The organism is Oleidesulfovibrio alaskensis DSM 16109 (assembly GCF_000482745.1).
Classification (GTDB): Bacteria; Desulfobacterota; Desulfovibrionia; order Desulfovibrionales; family Desulfovibrionaceae; genus Oleidesulfovibrio; species Oleidesulfovibrio alaskensis.
The window spans coordinates 14,346-32,059 of the sequence record NZ_AXWQ01000007.1 but is presented as its reverse complement, the minus strand read 5'-3'; the positions used below and the strand labels follow the sequence as shown (position 1 = coordinate 32,059).

The following is a 17,714-nucleotide window of genomic DNA, read 5'->3' as shown; positions in this document are numbered from 1 at the left end:
AACAGTTTTGCCGCAAGGATACAGGCGACAGACGGTATGCGGTCATCATGCCGCGGCAGCAGGATTCCTGTTGCGCCGCTGCCGTTCAATTCACGCAGACCGGAGGAATTCATGCCCCAGAATATCGTCGTTATCGGCGCCGTTGCGCTAGGTCCCAAAGCCGCATGCCGTTTCAAGCGGCTGTGCCCCGAAGACAACGTCATCATGATCGACCAGTCCGACCGCATCTCTTACGGCGGCTGCGGTATTCCCTACTATGTTTCGGGCGAGGTCAACACGCTTGAAGAGCTGCAGATGACCCCCTACCACACCATCCGCGACGCCGAATTTTTCCGGGTGAACAAAGACGTCAAGGTGCTGGCCCGCACCAAGGTCGAATCCATCGACCGGCAGGCCAGAAAAGTACTCATCAGAGACCTGACCACAGGTGAGACAGCAGAACTGCCCTACGACAAGCTGGTGCTGGCCATGGGCAGCGCACCCAACCGTCCCCCGTTTGAAGGCATTGACCTTGAAGGCGTGCACACCTGCACCACGCTGGACGACGCGCAGGCCATCCGCGAAGCCGTGGCCGCCGGTTCCGTAAGCGGTGCCGTGGTTGTGGGCGGCGGTTTCATAGGCCTTGAAGTGGCTGTCTCGCTGGCCGACATGTGGGGCATCAAAACCTCTGTGGTGGAAATAGCAGACCAGATTCTGCCCGGTTTTCTGAGCGGCAACATGGTCAAGATTGCCACACACGATCTGCGTAAAAATGACGTGGACGTCTTCTGCGGCGAAAAAGTCATCCGCATCGAAGGCGAAAACGGCAAGGTTGCCCGTGTGGTCACCGACAAACGCACCATTGACGCCGAACTGGTAGTCATGGCGGCAGGCATCCGACCCAACACCGAAATTGCCCGTGCAGCCGGTATCGAGCTGAACGAACGCGGCGCCATTATCGTCAATGACCGCATGCAGACGTCCGACCCCGACATCTATGCCGGCGGCGACTGCGTAACCGTGCCCAATCTGGTTACCGGCAAACCCGGCTTCTTCCCTCTCGGCTCCATGGCCAACAGACAGGGACGCGTCATCGGCACCAACCTTGCCGGCGGCGATGCCCGGTTCCCCGGCGGCGTGGGCACCTGGGCCGTCAAACTGTTTGAACAGAACGCGGCCGGTGCGGGTCTGACCATCGAGTCGGCCCTGCGCGAAGGATTTGATGCGGTCAACGTGCACGTGGAAGGCTTCGACCGCGCTCACTTCTACCCCGAACACACCGTCATGGCACTGGATCTGGTTGTGGAACGCCCCACCCGCCGCGTACTGGGCATTCAGGGCACCAGCAGTCTGGGCGACGCGCTTGTGGCCCGCATCAATGCCGTGGCGCCGCTGCTGCAGAACAAACCCAAGCTGGAAGACATATCCAACCTTGAAGTGGCTTACTCGCCGCCTTTCGCCTCTGCCATGGACATCATCAACACCGTGGCCAACGTGGCGGAAAACGTGCTTGAGGGCCGCAACCACACGCTGGACCCCGATGAATTCGCCGTCATGTGGCAGAACCGCGAGTCGGGCAGCTGCACCTTTGTGGACACGCGTCTGGCCTCCAACGCTGAATCGCTGGTGGAAAAATACCCCGGTCAGTGGCTTTCCATTCCGCTGGAAGAAATGGAGCAGCGCCTCGACGAAATACCCGAAGACAAGACCGTGGTGCTTATCTGCAACACCGGTCTGCGTTCCTTTGAATCGCAGCTGATCATGAACCGTCACGGCCGCAAAAGCCTGAGCGTTCAGGGCGGCATGGCTTCGGTGACCAAGCAGGGCAACGAAATCTGATCCGCCCATCCGGCATCACCGCGGCGCGGCCATACGGCCGCGCCGCTTTTTTTCATGCCTTCCGCCGCTTGCCTGTACAAAAGCATACGGCTACAGTGCGCGCACAGAAAATTTCAGGAGAACTCATGCCGTTTGCCACACCATCATGGGATGCACAGCTGTTCACGGTGCTCAACAATGACTGGCGCACACCGTTTCTTGATGTGTTCATGCCGCTTGTTTCAAACAGTGCCCTGTTGTGGGGCATAGCGGCTGTCATTGCTCTGGGAGCGGCTTTCAGAAGCACCCCGCAGGGACGCCGCCGCATTCTGGCGGGCCTGCTGCTGGTGGCGGCCACGGCAGGCATATCAGACCTGAGCTGCGGAGTGGTAAAAGACACCTTCGGGCGGGTAAGGCCGCTCAACGCCCTGCCGTCGGTTCATTTTGTGGAGCACGGCCAGTGGACACAGCGCCCCGCCGGTTTTGTACAGACCAAACCCCGCGGGGCCTCGTTTGTTTCAGCCCATGCAGCCAACAGCATGGCCGCCGTGCTTGCCGGATGCGCCGTATGGCCCGCCCTGCGCTGGCTCATGCTGCCCCTGCCGCTGCTTATCGGCTGGTCTCGTGTTTATCTGGGCAAACACTACCCCAGTGATGTCATCGGCGGATGGCTGACCGGCATAGCCGTGGCGCTGGTGGTGCTCCAGTGTCTGCGCATGGCGCAGAGCGCCCTTACGAAACGGCGTCAAGCCTGACCAGCGCCTGACCAGCCAGAGCGCCCGCGGTGGTGCACAACAGCCGCCGGTCTTCAAACAGCTCGACAGACGATGCATCACCCTGCAAAGACAGCAGCCGCGCCCGTGCCTGGCTGATTTCGTCCGGTGTGCAGTGTTCCGCCAGATTTCCCAGCGCCCATGCGGCCAGTCCGCGGCCTTCACCGTCCTCGTCATCCAGCGCGCGTACCAGTGCAGGCACCGCCAGCCGCATGCGCGCCGGCTCCGCCTGTGCCAGTCTGCCTATACCCCAGTATACCCCGCGCCGCAGGGGCGGATGGTCAAGAAAGTTGTCGTCGTCGCCTGTCTCGCGCACATACGAAACAAGCATTCTGTCATATTCCGCAGCCAGACGGGCGTGACAGGCCATAATTTCCCCCATGGCCTCGGCAATGCCCCAGCCTATGTTTCCGGACTCCTCATTCATGTGCCACAGCAACCGGCGCATGAACACGCGGGCGTCTTCCATGCCCTCGTCCGCCATACGTGAAACGGCAATGCCCAGCGCCGTCACGGCGCGCCATTTCATCTCACCGCCCGACAGCAGAAAAGAAAGCAGCGGCCCCACAACCTCCGCCGGCGGCAGTGCCGTTATCTGGTCCAGATTCCCTTCCCAGCCGTCATCCGCCAGCAGACAGCGGATACGGGTTTTCAACGCGCGAAACTTTGCCATAGAGCGGCCCTCCTGACGCAAATCGTAATCATTCCCTTGTGATTGACAACAGGGTAGCATGTATCCTTGCAAGGCTTATCCGCTTTCTATATAGTCCTTCAAATGTGAAAAAGAGCACAAGGAGCTGCTTTGTTCCGGTCTCAGGCGTCAGCAAGTGCCCGAAGCGTTCTGCCCGCTCCCCGTTCATACGGGGGGACTCTTACGGCCGTGGCTTTTGCCTGCGTGCTCGTGTTTTCCGCTCACGGCGCAGCGGCTGCGGCAACCACAGCCGGGCAGACAGTCACCGTGGCCATGTTCCAGCGCATTGCCAGTCTGGACCCGGCACACAGCAGCCTGTACGAACCCCACAGCATCGCTGCCAATGTTTTTGAAACACTGGTCACCGTTTCGCGCAACGGCACCGTGCAGCCCGCTGTGGCGGAATCGTGGAATGTGACGCCCGACGGCAGGCGCTGGACCTTTACCCTGCATGAAGGCCGCAGCTTTCACGACGGTTCTCCCCTGAACGCCTATGCCGTGGAATACAGCTTTCAGCGGCTCATGGATCCGGCGCACCCGCAGTACACCCCCTATCCCGACTGGAAACGGCTGCTGTTCGGTCAGGTCAATTCCATACGTGCTCTGGATGACAACACGCTGGAAATAGAACTGGACAACCCCTATGCCCCGCTGCTGCATAATCTGGCAACGCCCGGTGCCAGCATAGTCTCGCCGCGCTCGCTGCAGGAGATGCACGACGGCAGAACCGCCATCCCTGCCGGTTCAGGGCCGTTCCGCGTGGCGTCATATTCGCCCGAGGCAGTCACCCTGATACCCGCCGCAGGGCATACCCCGCCGCCGCGCTGCAATGTCCGCTACGAATACTATGCCTCCAGCAGCAGCGCTCTGGAAGCGCTGCTCTCCGGCAGGGCCGACATTGTACCCGGCCTGACAGAACAGGATGAAAAAACGGCTCAGCGGCTGGGTGCCTACACCATCATCAGACACCCGCAGCTTTCGGTCATTTTTCTGGCCTGCAACGGTGCCAGTGAAAAAATGCGCTCCCCCGAAATCCGCCGCGCCGTATCATTGAGCATCAACAGAAACAGTCTGGCCACCGTGGTGCTGGGCGCCAACGGCATGCCCGCCACAGGGCTGCTGCCGCCGGAAATGTGGGCCAAAGACCATTCGCTGCCTCCGTACGAATACGCGCCGGATAAAGCCCGGCAACTTCTGCTTCGCAGCGGCTACCCGCAGGGCATCAGCCTTACGGCGCTGCAGCTCGACGCCTCACGGCCTTTCATGCCTTCGCCGCGGCTTTTCGCCGTCACGCTCAAATATCTCATGGCCGGAGCCGGCATAACGCTTTCCATAGAAACCCTGCCCCCCGATGCTCTGCGGGAACGCCGTGCACAGGGCGACTATGATCTGTTCATCAACGCATGGGTTGCCGATACGGCAGACCCCGACAATCTGTACAGCACGCACCTGTATGCAGGGCCGGACAACCCGCTGCACAGGGTACACATACCCGAGCTGGACCGGCTGATAGAAGAAAGTGTTTCCACCCCCGTACGCGGCGAAAGAGCGCGGGCCTACCGCCGCATACAGCGTATAGAACGTGAACAGCTGCCGTGCATACCCGTCATGCACAGCAGCCTGCCGGTCATACTGCGCCGCGGAATTTCCGGCATGCGCATTACCACGGGCTCGTACCTGATCTTTCGCAACACCGTAAAAACAGCGCCTGCAGACCGCGCTCAGCAACGGCCGGCACCATGAAGATCAGCCTCAGCATTTCATCCATCAGACTACGGGTCATTCTTGTAACCCTGCTTGTGGCGCTTGTGCCTGTCTGCACCATGACCGTGGCGGGGCTGCTGGTCAGCATGCAGCAGACGGCATCCGCCCTGAGTCTGCAAAGCCGCACGGCGCTGGATAAAGTCAGCGCCGCCATATCCAGAACCACGCGCGAAGCGGAAAACGTCTCGCGTCTGGTTGCCGGATTCAACACGCTGCAGGGCAACCCCGAGCCTGACTCCCTGCGCGACATGCTGTTCTCGCGTCAGCACTTCTGGGACAAGGGCTTTGTGGAGGTTTTTGACGCACAGGGGCGGATACTTGCGCGCAGTGTTCCGCTGCGCACGGCCAACCGCCAGTGGATGACCCCGCCGGAAGACCCGCTGGTCATGCAGGGCATTCTGCTGCACACGGCATCGGACATTGTACGCACTCCGGCGGGTCTGGCCGCGCGAGCCGTCGCCCCCGTATACCGGCCGTCGTCTCTGCAGGCCATCGGCGCCGTGGTTACCACCTTTCCGCTGGACCGCAGCATGCTCCAGCACATCAAAGAACAGACACAGGCCGACATTACCCTGCATTACCCCGACCTCCGGGTGGAAAGCACTCTGCACGACGCAAGCAAGCTGCCGGTGACACATGACTGGGACAACACCTACGATGTCATGCGCAATGCCGAAGGCCCTGCACAGTACGAGGCGCAGATAGCCGGTTCGACTTATGCGCTCAGCAGCATTCCGCTGCGCAACAACGCCGGCGTGACACAGGCGGTGCTTTCCGTGGCGCTCAACCGCAACATGCTGCGGCAGTATCTGCACGACGCCGTGCAGACACTGGTGCTCACCCTTGTTCTTGCCCTTGTCATGGCAGCGGGGCTGGGCATGTGGACAGCGGAAAAACTGACCCGCCCCCTGCATGAAATGGTACAGGCCATCCGGCGCATGGCAGGCGGCAACCTGAGTGTACGCGTGTCCGAAGGCGGCTCCGACGAGCTGGGAGAACTGGCGCAGTCGTTCAATAAAATGGCCGGACGTCTGGAAGAGCAGCGCGCGCACCTGCTAGACGCCCTGCACGAGCACGAAGAAACCACCCTGCGGCTGGCCAATGCCAACAAAGGGCTGGAATACGCTAACCGCGAACTGCTGTCAGCACGTGAAGAATACCGCAAAATATTTGAAGGCTCCGTACAGGGTATTTACCAGACCACGCTGGAAGGCAGGTTCATCAAGGCCAACAGAGCACTGGCCAGAATGCTGGGCTATGGTTCCGCCGAAGAACTCATCGGCACGGTGACCGATATCGGGTCGCAGCTGTATGTGAACCCCGCAGACAGACAGCGGTTGAAATCACTGCTTTCCACACGCAGCAGTCTTTCCGATTTTGAAACCCGCTTTTACCGCCGCGACGGCAGTCAGGTACCTGTGTCCATTTCCGTCAGGCTTGTTTATGACGAAAATGACCTGCCGCAGTATCTTGAAGGCGCACTGACAGATATTACAGAACGCGAACGGCGCCGCGAGGCCGAACAGCAGCGTGAAGCGGCAGAAGCCGCCAGCAAGGCCAAAAGTGAATTTCTTGCCCGCATGAGCCACGAAGTGCGCACCCCTCTGAATGCAGTGGTGGGCATGGCCGATCTGCTCTGGGAGTCGGACCTGACGCCGGACCAGCGGCTGTATGTGGACATTTTCCGCAAGTCAGGCCAGACCCTGCTCGCTCTTCTCAACGACATCCTTGACTACTCAAGGTTGGAGGCAGGACGCCTGACGCTGGAACGTCTGCCGTTTTCTCTCCGGGACACCCTGACCATGACCGTAAACATGCATGCGGCGCAGGCCGAAAGCAGACAGCTGTCTCTCTCGCTGCATGTGGACGAAACACTGCCCGACAATTACTGCGGTGATTCGCTGCGGCTGCGTCAGATTCTGGGCAACCTGCTCAGCAACTCCATAAAGTTCACCCGGGAAGGCTCGGTGGAAGTACATGTCGGCCCTGCCCCCGGACAGCAGGAACTGACAGCGGGTGAACCGGTCATGGTGCGCATCTGCGTGCGCGATACGGGTATCGGCATTCCGGAAAACGTGCAGCAGACCATTTTTGAAAGCTTCACGCAGGCTGATTCTTCCATCACGCGGCAGTTCGGCGGTACAGGGCTGGGGCTTTCCATCTGCCGTATGCTCACTACCATGATGGGCGGGCGCATCTGGCTGGAAAGCACACAGGGACAGGGCACAGCCGTGTATGTGGAAATGCGGCTCGACCTCCATGACCGTTCCGCCGCGGAAACGCAGCCCGAAGAATGTGCCATGCCGGTACAGGCCGCACCGCTGCGCATACTGTGTGTGGAAGACAGCGCCAACAACCGCCTGCTGTTCAGAATGTATCTGAAAAACACCGGCCACGAGGTGGACGAAGCGGAGAACGGTGAAGAAGGGCTGCGCCTTTTCATGCTCAACAGCTACGACATCATATTCATGGATCTGGAAATGCCCGTCATGGACGGCTACATGGCCACCACCGCCATACGCGACTATGAACAGCGCCACCGTATGCCCGCCGTTCCTGTGGTGGCGCTTACCGCTCATGCGCTGGAAGATTTTAAGCAGCGTTGTCTTGCCATGGGCTTTACCGATTATCTGACCAAACCCTTCCGTAAGCAGCAGCTGCTTGCCATGCTGGAACGCAATACGGGAGCCCCCGCACCGCAGTATCAGGCAGACGGTGCAAAGCTGCCTGCCCCCGAAGAGCACACGGCGGGGCAAAATGCGGAAAAATTGGCGGAACAGACTGCCGAAGAACAAGCTACCGGCGAACAGACTGCCGAAGAACAGGCTGCCCGAAAACAAACTTCCGGAAAACAGCCCCCTGCAGCTGCGCAGCACACCACAGAACACATGACAGACAGGCAGGCCGACAAATCCGCCACTACGGTGACGACGGACAGGCAGGCAGAGCAGACATCCGGGCAGCCGCCGGCAGGTGCGGCAGGCGACACCGCAACCACCGGTCAGTCCGGACAGGGCACCGCCGCTGCGGACGCCGCACAGGAAGTCACCATGCTGGAAAACCAGCGCACCGGCCATACCGTCATCCCCCAGACAGGCAGGCAGCAGACAGAAGGCACGACGGACAACGACGATACGGAGCCGCACCGCGAAGCCCGAAAAACGCAGCGGGAACCATCACAGTCCCCCGCACACAAAACATAATGCCGGAGGTCATCCCCCTCGCCTGCGCATGCACCGGCACATACAGGCTGCAAAAACAAAAAGGCTTCCCCCGACGGGGAAGCCTTTTTCATACGCATACGCCGCACTGCGGGCCACGGCGCATGCACCGGAAGAATCTATGGCAACCCGTGCATGAACATCAGGCTGCGGAACCGTCACTGATTTTATCCGTCAGACCGTGCAGTTCGGCAGTCAGCGCGGCGATATTGCGGATACGCTGCACGGAGCGGGAAATGCCTTCAGAAGTCTGCGCGCAGATTCTGTTCACCGCGGCAGTGGCTTCATTCACTTCCTCGCAGGCGGCAGACTGCTGTTCCGCGGCCGTGGCAATGGAAGTCACCTGCACGGCCGACTCTCCCACCAGTGCGGTGATGGCTTCCAGTGCGGCACCCGCCTCGTTGGTCAGCGCATTGTTGTGGGCCACGGCTTCCGAAACCTTGTTCATGCTCTCCACGTTGGCTCCGGCTCCGGCCTGAATACCTTTGATGGCCTCGCCCACCTCGCGGGTTGCCTGCATGGTTTTTTCGGCCAGTTTACGCACTTCGTCAGCCACCACGGCAAAACCGCGTCCGGCGTCACCTGCGCGTGCGGCCTCGATGGCGGCGTTCAGCGCCAGCAGATTTGTCTGGTCGGCGATATCGGTGATCACGCCCATAATGTCTCCGATGCCTTCCACGCGATGGCTCAGTTCGCCCAGAGTCTCTTGCATACGCGTGGTCTGCACATGGACGTCGTTGGTGGCAGTGATAACCTGCTGCACCACGGCAAAACCGCTTTCTGCATCGGCTTTGCTCTGCGTGACATTACGCGCCGCCAGCGAAGCATTGCGCGCCACTTCCGCTATGGTGGCAGTCATCTCCTCCATGGCGGTGGCCGTTTCCTGCGAACGGGCATGCTGGGACTGCGCCCCTGCCGCAATCTCGTTGGAATCACTTTCAAGCCCCGCCGCTTCCACATTCAGCTCGTCAACAATGGCAGCCACCTGCGACGTAAGATCGTGCATCATGTTAAGCAGCGATGTAATGCGTGCCCGTTCCTCTTCGGCTTCAAGAGTCGCCTTCCTTGCCTGCTCCGCCTTTTCATCTGCCTGCGCGCTGTGTTCCTCGGCTTCCGTCATGCTGCGCCGCAAACTGTCCACCATGGTATGCACAGAAACAGCCGTTTCGCCCAGTTCGCCGGAAAAACGTGTGGAATCAATGCTGCAGCTGTAGTCTCCTGCGGCCACTGCACCGGTGTAGGCTGTCAGTTCGCCCAGCGGACGGATAATGGAACGCATAAGCAGCAGACACAATGTGACTATAAGCACAATGATTCCTGCTGAAACACCGATGATGCACCACTTGAGAAACGCTATGGTGTCCTTGAAACGGTAGACTTCGTTATCGTAGGCTTTGTCTTTTATTGTAGTCAGTTCGCCGAAATATTTACGCGACTGCTGCGCCAGCGGTGTGGCGGACTGACCGTATTCCGCATACTGCAGATGCCGCATCCCCTCAGGAATGGACTGCATTTTTGTGGCAAAGCGCAATCCGTCCTGTACAAAAGCAAGCGCAGCTCTCTTTGCCTTGACAACAAGCTGTCGCTCTTCTGCACCCACAGCGCCGCCTTCAAGTATCACAAAGTTTTTTTCTATGGCTTCAATGCGCTTTTGCAGCTTATCTATATCTTTATCTGCGTCACTACCAAGCATTATATTCCGGGTAAGACGGCTTACATAGTTAATGTCTCTGTTTATGGCCGTTGTGGCAACTTTACCATCCAGTGTATTTTCCTTCATGCTGACAAAAGATCCGTGCAGCTTGGCCAGCGTACCCACAGATAAACCGAGAATGCAGAGCATGGAGACTATACAGATAACAATGATACCTGTTATCTTGCCTTTAATGGTCTTGAAACAATTCACGATGCCTCCCCCTTTGAAAGCATGAAAGAATACCCGCCACAGTGCGGAAGAACAAATCCGTATATCAAGCAAATTAAATGCCACCGGCACTGAACACCACAGACGTTCGTCTTTACAACGGTTATGTGCTGTGGACGTTTTTCTGCCGGCAGAATAAATGCAAACAAAAGTTTGCACTATGCAAACTGCGGGCTACACACGCATGCAGCAATGCGCTGGCGTGCGCCATGCGCGCGGCTGCGGCACCCCGCAGACACTAAAAAAGCTGCCAACCGGAGATAACACCGGCGGCAGCCTGAAGCTGTGCGTAAACCGAAAATGCAGGTCAGCTGCGGATAATTTCCGCCACGGTTTCAGCGGCCATGCGGGCACCGCCGCGGCGTTTTTCAACATATCCGGCAAACCGTGCCGCCACTCTTGTCTTGGGGGCCGGACGTCTGAGCAGACGCAGCAGTTCCTGCGCTGCCTCCTCCGGCCCGCCGGTACGCTGCACAAGCCCCTGCTCCATTATATCGTCGCCCACCCAGTAAAAATTACTCCAGTGCGGCCCGATAACAGGCACGATGCCGTGTGCCAGCGGTTCAAGAAAATTCTGTCCGCCCAGCGGGCGCAGACTGCCGCCCACAAAGACACCGCGGGCCAGTGCGTACACATGGTCCAGTTCGCCGAAAGCATCCCACAGAACCACCGTACCGGGCGCCACGGGTTCACGCACGGCAGAACGCAGCACCCACGGCATCCCCACCTCGTCAAGCCGGACGCGCCAGCGGGCCACCCGCTCCAGATGGCGCGGCACCAGCGCGATGCAGGTGCGCGGACGTTCTCCGGCCACCGCCCGCAGCAGATATTCCGCATCCTCTTCTTCCTCGCGGCGCACAGAAGCCAGCACGGCAACTGATGTTCCCGGCCTGAACACCGTACCCAGCAGCGGGTTGGGTCCCTGCGCTGCGCCCTGCGGAACTCTGTCGAACTTGATGTTGGGCATCACGCGCACCCGCCCGTGGCCGAACAGCACCGCATAACGGGCCGCATCGTGCTCCGACATGGCCAGCACGGCAGCCGGAGGCACCGCGCGCAGAAATCCGTCAAAATTGAGATAGCCCGCAAGACTTCCCGGCGTCATGCGTCCGTTGACAACAACATAGGGTACACCGGCCTGCGCACAGGCCGCCATCAGCGCAGGCCACAGCTCCGTTTCAAGCAGCACCACGGCACGGGCGCCCGTAAGCTGCAGCGCGCGGCGCATCACGGCGGGTTCGTCTAAAGGAAAAAAGCGCACTTCCACACGCATGTCCGGCCGGTGCTCCGCACACCAGGCCGCGGCAGAATCAAGAATACCGCGCCCCTGCACCGTGCATGTGGTCAGCAGCACGCTGCCTGCACTGCCCTGCGGCAGATGGCGCAGCAGCTGCCACGCAAGATACGATTCACCGACCGATGCCGACTGGATCCACAGATCTGCCTGCGGGGTGCGCCCGCGGGGTGCCAGCCGCTCGTCAAAACCGTGCCGCAGCCGGCGGTGACGTGCCAGCAGGGGGCGGCACAGCCGCCATGCCGCGCCATACAGCGAAAGCAGCAGACGGTGTCTTGCGCTCAGGGTCATGCCTTCTCCTGTTGTTTGCCGTGGGCGGCCAGTCCCAGCTCGATAAGCCGCCCGATCAACCCGTCAAAGGAAATGCCCACGGCAGCCGCTTCCTGCGGCAGCAGGCTTGTGGCCGTCATGCCCGGCAGCGTGTTCACTTCCAGCAGGGACAATGCTCCGGCAGGCGTCAGAATAAAATCTGAACGGCTGTAACCGCGCAGCCCCAGTGCGCGGTGCGCCCGCAGCGCGTATTCGCGCACCTTGGCCGTAACTTCTCCGGGCAGCGGCGCGGGACACAGTTCTTCCGCCTGCCCCGGAGTGTATTTGCTGGCATAATCAAAAAATCCGGCGCCCAGCGGACGGATGAGAATGGGCGGCAAGGCTTCGTCGCCCAGCACACCGCAAGTCACCTCCACGCCTTCCACGGCGGGTTCTATAATGGCCTCGCCGCCGCGGGTGAAAAGCTCGTCAAGCGCGCGGGCAAGCTCGCCCGGGCAGCTGACGCGGTGCAGAGCAAGGCTTGATCCGCCGTTGTTGGACTTGATAAATGCCGGAAAAGCGAAAGGCGGCTCCCAGTCCGCTCCCGGATGCGCCGGCAGAAAAACCCATTCCGGTGTGGGCAGGCCGTTTCTGACAAACACTTCCTTTGCCGCGGCCTTGTTCAGCGCCAGAAAAGACCCCGCAGGGCCGGACCCCTGATACGGCACGCCGGCCGTTTCCAGCAGCGCCTGCACAAGGCCGTCTTCTCCCGGTTGCCCGTGCAGGTTTAAAAAGGCGAAATCATGTGCCTGTGCAGCCTCCAGAAGGCCCGCAAGCGTCCGGCAGGGGTCAAAAAGAGTAACCTGATGCCCCAGCCGCTCCAGCGCGGCGTGAATGCCCCGCGCACCGGAAAGCGATACGTCCCGTTCCTCAGACCAGCCCCCGGCTATCAAAAGAATACGCATTGAAATCTATCTCCAGTCGCTCTGCAAGAGCGCGCTCAATATCTGCAGCCTGTTCCAGCGACAGGGTTATGTACTGCCTGCTTTTTTCCGTTCTGCCGTAACGCACCATAAGGTCGTCATACCGTTCGGCAAGCGACACGATACGCTCGTGGCGTACGCGTTTATCGGCATATATGATGACGCACGGCAGAAAATGCCTGTCAAGCGAGATGCTCCACGGCCACCACACATGGTGCACGACACCCTGTGCTATGGCGGGGTTGCCGGTTTCTTTCAGCACCCATGCAGCCCCCAGCTGTGCGTGGTTGCCGCCGTGCAGTATGGTATATATTTTCGCGAGATCATGCAGCAGGGCGCTGGCAAGCACCGTGTCGGCGCAGACATTCATACCGCTGCGCCGCGCATGCAGGGCTATGGTGTGCGCCACCTGCGCCACGGCCTCGCTGTGCTGCCGGATGTGGTCCGGCATGGCGTATTTATTCCACAGCAGCCGGCAGGCTGCCGGTTCCGGCACGTTCCAGCGCGCATCCGCGGCAAAAAACCGCGGCGGGGTTTCTTCTTCCCGCAGCGGTCTGCGTTCCGCGGCCTGTGTGCCCGTTTTCATAACTGCAATACCTCGCTCGGCAGCCCGTGCTGCATCTTGCTTTATTCCGGTGTACCAACACGCAGATAAAAAAGCAAAGCCGCCGCCCCCGTGCGGGCTGTCTGTATGCCCAAATCATCACGAATCCCGCCAAGTTGACAGGTAAAGGTTCTTGAGCGTAGCTACTAGACTGTCACGCGTACCGGTGCCGCGGCGTCGGGCCCGCCGCACCGCGGCCCTGCCGCAACGCGCGGAAAAAACGCCCTTCTGCCGTTCCGTGCTTCTGCGGCCCCCGCACCTCTAGAGGAAGGAAGGATACCACGTGAACTTTTCCAATGCGTTCAAAGATCCTGTGCTGTGCCGCGGGCTGCTGGACCGGCTTCGTGCCGAGACAGACGCCCCGCTGCGTTTCATGGAAGTGTGCGGCACACATACCGTGGCCATATTCCAGAGCGGTCTGCGCCCGCTGCTGCCGGAACAGGTCGTCCATGTGTCCGGCCCCGGGTGTCCGGTCTGTGTGACCCACGAAAGCGAGATAGCCGCCTATCTGGAACTGGCGGAACGCGACAAGGTGATCATCGCCACGTTCGGCGACCTTATGCGTGTTCCCGGCCCCGGCGGCAAAACACTTAAAAGCGCACAGGCCGCCGGTGCCCGCATCGAAGTGGTCTATTCACCCGTGGACGCACTGTCACTTGCCGCTGCCCACCCGCAGTCCACGGTGGTTTTTCTGGGCATCGGTTTTGAACCCCCCACCCCCGCCGTGGCCGCCACCATCAAAACCGCAGACCGGCAGGGGCTGAAGAATTTTCAGGTACTTTCCTTTCACAAACTGGTGCCCCCCGCTCTGGGCGCGCTGCTTTCCGACCCTGACTGTGCAGTGGATGCTTTTCTGCTGCCGGGACATGTTTCCACCATTCTGGGCACGGCCCCGTACAACTTTGTGGCCGAACAGTTTCACACCCCCGGCGTGGTGGCCGGTTTTGACCCTGCCGACGTTCTGCAGGCGCTGCTGCTGATGGTGCAGATGCGCCGCCGAGGCGAATACGCCATCACCAACCAGTACAGCCGCGCGGTAAGCGACAACGGCAACCCCAAGGCGCGCAGCATCATGTACGAGGTATTCCGTCCTGCAGACGCGCTGTGGCGCGGCATCGGCACCATACCCGACAGCGGGCTGGTGTTCACCGACGCCTACAGACAATTCGACGCCATGGAACAGCAGGAACTGACCCTGCGGGACGTGCCCAACACACCCGGATGCAGATGCGGCGATGTGCTCAAGGGCAAAATGCAGCCCGACAACTGTCCGCTGTTTGCCAAGGCCTGCACACCCGCCCGCCCCGTGGGACCGTGCATGGTTTCCACCGAAGGAAGCTGCGCCGCCTATTTCAAATACAATATCGGGAGCTGACCCCATGACTGCAGAAACTCTGCTGCTCGATTACGGAAGCGGCGGCCGCGCCTCGCAGAGGCTTATCGCCGAGCTGTTCTTCAAGCATTTTGACAACCCCTATCTGACGGCCATGAACGACGGTGCCGTGCTGGACATCCGCGGCCCCGTGGCCATGTCCACAGACAGCTATACCGTTGACCCGCTGTTTTTTCCCGGCGGAGACATAGGCACACTGGCCGTGCACGGCACAGTCAACGACGTGGCCATGATGGGCGCGCGTCCGGCATACCTCAGCTGCGGCTTCATTCTGGAAGAAGGTCTGCCCATGGAAACACTGGAACGCATTGTCACTTCCATGGGGCTTGCCGCGCGCGAATCCGGCGTACTTATCGTTACCGGCGACACAAAGGTTGTTCCCCGCGGCTGCGTGGATAAAATTTTTATCAACACCACGGGCGTGGGCGAGATAATCGCCGACCCCGCCCCTGCCGGCGACAAAGCCCGCCCCGGAGACGTCATACTGGTTTCGGGCACCATGGGTGACCACGGACTGACCATCCTTTCGCACCGCGAAGGCCTTTCCTTTGCCACCGACGTGGCCAGCGACTCCGCACCGCTGGCGCGCATGGTCGAGCGGCTGACATACGAAACAGGCAGCATACATGTGCTGCGCGACCCCACCCGCGGGGGGCTGGCCACCACACTCAACGAAATCGCCGCGCAGTCCGGCATGGTCTTCACCATTCGCGAAGAGGATATCCCCGTGCGCGAATCGGTACGCAGCGGGTGCTCGTTTCTCGGTCTCGACCCGCTGTATCTGGCCAACGAAGGAAAACTCATCTGCATACTGCCCGCCGATAAAGCACAGCAGGCGCTGGAAATCATGCGCCAGACCCAGTTCGGCGGCGACGCTGCCGTTATCGGACAGGTGCTTGCCCCCGGCGACGGCCCGGGCAAAGCCGGTCAGGTGGTGATGCAGACCCCGCTGGGCGGCCACAGACTGCTGAACATGCTGGAGGGCGAACAGCTGCCCCGCATCTGCTGACAGCCGTCTGCGGTGCACCCCGGCACCTGTTGACGTACCGCCTTTTTTGATGTGTACAGGCGGTGCCGTCGGCACGACATAAACAATTTACAGAACGCCGGACGGTCCTGTCCGGCGTTCTCAATTATGGTGCAGCATGCGAACCAAAATCCTTCTGGCGGGCAACTATGCTCCCGCCCTGCTGCTCTTCAGGGGCGAATTCATCCGTGATCTGGTGCGCGCCGGTCACGAAGTGGTGTGCACCGCGCCGGAAGACGACGAAAAAACCCGCGACGCACTGGCACAGATGGGGGTGCGTTACCGGACGGTTCCGCTGAAGCGCACCGGTATGAACCCGCTGCGCGACTGCATCACATTCCTTTGCTATCTGTGGACTTTTCTTGAAGAACGTCCCGATGTGGTGCTCACCAGCTCCATCAAGCCGGTCATCTACGGCGGACTGGCGGCGTGGCTTGCCCGCGTGCCCCGCCGTTTCGGCATGATCACCGGACTGGGGTACGCATTTTCGCACAGGCAGGGCCTGCGGGGACTGCTCAACAGGCTTGTCAGGGGGCTTTATGCTCTTGTCATGCCCCGGTATCAGGCCGTTTTTTTTCTTAATCCGGACGACAAAGCCCTGTTCGACGCTGAAAAGCTGACCCGCAGCACCACGGCCGTGGTGCTGAACGGTGAAGGCGTGAACCTTGACCATTATGCCTGCCGCCCGCCGCAGCAGGACCCTGTGGAATTTCTGCTGGTGGCGCGGCTGCTCAGGGCCAAGGGCGTGCCGGAATTCTGCGAGGCCGCACTGATGCTCGCCCCGCGTTATCCTCAGGCACGGTTCCGCCTTGTGGGCTGGCACGACAAGGGGCCCGATTCCGTCTCGGAGGCTGATATCGCCCGCTGGACGGCAGGCGGCGTGCAGTATGACGGCCCCGCGGACGATGTGCGCCCCGCGCTGCACAGCGCCTCGGTGTATGTGCTGCCCTCTCACCGCGAAGGCACTCCGCGCTCCACCATGGAAGCCATGAGCACCGGCCGTCCTGTCATCACCACAGATGCACCCGGCTGCCGTGAGACCGTAAAACACGGCGAAAACGGCTTTCTGGTACCCGCAGGTGACACTGCGGCACTGGCTGCCGCCATGGAAAAATTTATCACACAGCCGCAGCTCATCGCGCCCATGGGCGCCCGCAGCCGCGCCATGGCCGAAGAACGGTACGACGTACGCGAAGTGAACCGCATCATATTCCGTACCATGCGCCTGCCCGAAGCAGCCAACGGCCCCCGCCCGCGCAGGGTGACGCCTCCCGCGCTCAAACGGGCCTTTGATCTCGGGCTGGCTGTCCCCGCTTTCATCCTGCTGCTGCCGGTCATGGCCGCCGTTGCGGTTGCCGTGCGGCGCAAGCTGTCCAGAGACGTGTTCTTCCGGCAGATACGCCCCGGTAAAAACGGCAGGCCCTTCACCATCATCAAATTCCGCACCATGACCGATGCGCGAGACTCCCGCGGCAACCTGCTGCCCGACGGCGAACGCCTGACAGACTTCGGCCGGTTTCTGCGCGCAAGCTCGCTTGATGAACTGCCTGAGTTGTGGAACGTGATACGGGGCGACATGAGTCTGGTCGGCCCGCGGCCGCTGCTGATGCAGTATCTGCCGCTGTACACACCCAGACAGGCGTCACGCATGGATGTACTGCCCGGCATAACCGGCTGGGCGCAGGTCAACGGCCGCAATGCCGTGGACTGGGACGACAAGCTGGAAATGGATGCATGGTATGTGGACAACCACACGCTCTGCCTTGACATCCGCATCATCTTAATGACCGTCATAAAAGTCTTCCGCCGTGAAGGTGTGGCCAAACAGGGGCACGCCACCACGGATACGTTCACCGGCAGTGCACGGAACGATGACGGACGCTCTGCCAGATACGGCCGCAACCATGAACAGTAACCTGTGCTTCATGCGGCGCCGCGCCACCGGCAGCTACGCAGGCCGCATATCCGCCGTTTTATCCGGTGCCCTGCGCAGG

General features: G+C 60.7%; 12 protein-coding genes. 7 read left to right on the top strand and 5 right to left on the bottom strand.

Annotated features, from left to right (window positions below; all coding sequences use genetic code 11):
* Positions 1–111: 111 nt before the first annotated feature.
* On the top strand, positions 112–1,818 hold the full coding sequence (locus tag H586_RS0106855) for an FAD-dependent oxidoreductase (protein WP_027181673.1): 1,707 nt from the start codon (positions 112–114) through the stop codon (positions 1,816–1,818).
* A 125-nt stretch (positions 1,819–1,943) separates the two neighbouring features.
* Complete coding sequence (locus H586_RS0106850) at positions 1,944–2,552, top strand: phosphatase PAP2 family protein (RefSeq protein ID WP_011366511.1); 609 nt, start codon at positions 1,944–1,946, stop codon at positions 2,550–2,552.
* Here the strand turns inward: H586_RS0106850 and H586_RS0106845 are convergent.
* On the bottom strand, positions 2,530–3,243 hold the full coding sequence (locus tag H586_RS0106845) for a DVU0298 family protein (protein WP_027181672.1): 714 nt from the start codon (positions 3,241–3,243) through the stop codon (positions 2,530–2,532). The genes H586_RS0106850 and H586_RS0106845 overlap by 23 nt on opposite strands.
* A 207-nt stretch (positions 3,244–3,450) precedes the next feature.
* Here H586_RS0106845 and H586_RS0106840 point away from each other — a divergent pair, with 207 nt between their 5' ends.
* Both H586_RS0106840 and H586_RS19960 read left to right on the top strand, forming a co-directional pair.
* Complete coding sequence (locus tag H586_RS0106840; RefSeq protein ID WP_027181671.1) at positions 3,451–5,004, top strand: ABC transporter substrate-binding protein; 1,554 nt, start codon at positions 3,451–3,453, stop codon at positions 5,002–5,004.
* Complete coding sequence (locus H586_RS19960) at positions 5,001–8,228, top strand: ATP-binding protein (RefSeq protein WP_051363907.1); 3,228 nt, start codon at positions 5,001–5,003, stop codon at positions 8,226–8,228. Before H586_RS0106840 ends, H586_RS19960 begins: the two co-directional genes overlap by 4 nt.
* A 160-nt stretch (positions 8,229–8,388) precedes the next feature.
* Here the strand turns inward: H586_RS19960 and H586_RS19955 are convergent, their stop codons facing one another.
* From H586_RS19955 to H586_RS0106810, 4 genes are all read right to left on the bottom strand, one after another.
* On the bottom strand, positions 8,389–10,152 hold the full coding sequence (locus H586_RS19955) for a HAMP domain-containing methyl-accepting chemotaxis protein (RefSeq protein WP_155891358.1): 1,764 nt from the start codon (positions 10,150–10,152) through the stop codon (positions 8,389–8,391).
* A gap of 325 nt (positions 10,153–10,477) precedes the next feature.
* Positions 10,478–11,755, bottom strand: a complete 1,278-nt coding sequence (locus H586_RS0106820; protein WP_027181670.1) for a 3-deoxy-D-manno-octulosonic acid transferase — start codon at positions 11,753–11,755, stop codon at positions 10,478–10,480.
* The gene (locus H586_RS0106815; RefSeq protein ID WP_011366505.1) at positions 11,752–12,678 is read right to left on the bottom strand and encodes a D-alanine--D-alanine ligase family protein; all 927 of its coding nucleotides are present in this window, start codon (positions 12,676–12,678) and stop codon (positions 11,752–11,754) included. Before H586_RS0106815 ends, H586_RS0106820 begins: the two co-directional genes overlap by 4 nt.
* Positions 12,644–13,282, bottom strand: a complete 639-nt coding sequence (locus H586_RS0106810) for an HD domain-containing protein (RefSeq protein WP_011366504.1) — start codon at positions 13,280–13,282, stop codon at positions 12,644–12,646. The genes H586_RS0106815 and H586_RS0106810 overlap by 35 nt, the downstream gene beginning before the upstream one ends.
* Positions 13,283–13,583: 301 nt before the next feature.
* On the opposite strand from H586_RS0106810, the gene hypD reads away from it, so the two are divergent.
* The 3 genes from hypD to H586_RS21145 all read left to right on the top strand — a co-directional run bounded on the left by hypD (position 13,584) and on the right by H586_RS21145 (position 17,635).
* Positions 13,584–14,675, top strand: a complete 1,092-nt coding sequence (hypD, locus tag H586_RS0106805) for a hydrogenase formation protein HypD (RefSeq protein WP_027181669.1) — start codon at positions 13,584–13,586, stop codon at positions 14,673–14,675.
* Positions 14,676–14,679: 4 nt separating this feature from the next.
* Complete coding sequence (hypE, locus tag H586_RS0106800) at positions 14,680–15,702, top strand: hydrogenase expression/formation protein HypE (RefSeq protein WP_011366502.1); 1,023 nt, start codon at positions 14,680–14,682, stop codon at positions 15,700–15,702.
* 136 nt (positions 15,703–15,838) lie between these two features.
* Positions 15,839–17,635 carry a sugar transferase gene (locus tag H586_RS21145; RefSeq protein ID WP_081701792.1) on the top strand — a complete coding sequence of 599 codons (1,797 nt, stop codon included), beginning with the start codon at positions 15,839–15,841 and terminating at the stop codon, positions 17,633–17,635.
* The last annotated feature ends 79 nt before the right edge of the window (positions 17,636–17,714 follow it).

What these genes read in the sequence shown, in the direction of transcription:
- H586_RS0106855 (WP_027181673.1), top strand. Translation starts at nt 112, where the DNA reads ATGCCCCAGAATATCGTCGTTATCGGCGCCGTTGCGCTAGGTCCCAAA.
- H586_RS0106850 (WP_011366511.1), top strand. Translation starts at nt 1,944, where the DNA reads ATGCCGTTTGCCACACCATCATGGGATGCACAGCTGTTCACGGTGCTC.
- H586_RS0106845 (WP_027181672.1), bottom strand. Translation starts at nt 3,243, where the DNA reads ATGGCAAAGTTTCGCGCGTTGAAAACCCGTATCCGCTGTCTGCTGGCG.
- H586_RS19960 (WP_051363907.1), top strand. Translation starts at nt 5,001, where the DNA reads ATGAAGATCAGCCTCAGCATTTCATCCATCAGACTACGGGTCATTCTT.
- H586_RS0106820 (WP_027181670.1), bottom strand. Translation starts at nt 11,755, where the DNA reads ATGACCCTGAGCGCAAGACACCGTCTGCTGCTTTCGCTGTATGGCGCG.
- H586_RS0106815 (WP_011366505.1), bottom strand. Translation starts at nt 12,678, where the DNA reads ATGCGTATTCTTTTGATAGCCGGGGGCTGGTCTGAGGAACGGGACGTA.
- H586_RS0106810 (WP_011366504.1), bottom strand. Translation starts at nt 13,282, where the DNA reads ATGAAAACGGGCACACAGGCCGCGGAACGCAGACCGCTGCGGGAAGAA.
- hypE (WP_011366502.1), top strand. Translation starts at nt 14,680, where the DNA reads ATGACTGCAGAAACTCTGCTGCTCGATTACGGAAGCGGCGGCCGCGCC.
- H586_RS21145 (WP_081701792.1), top strand. Translation starts at nt 15,839, where the DNA reads ATGCGAACCAAAATCCTTCTGGCGGGCAACTATGCTCCCGCCCTGCTG.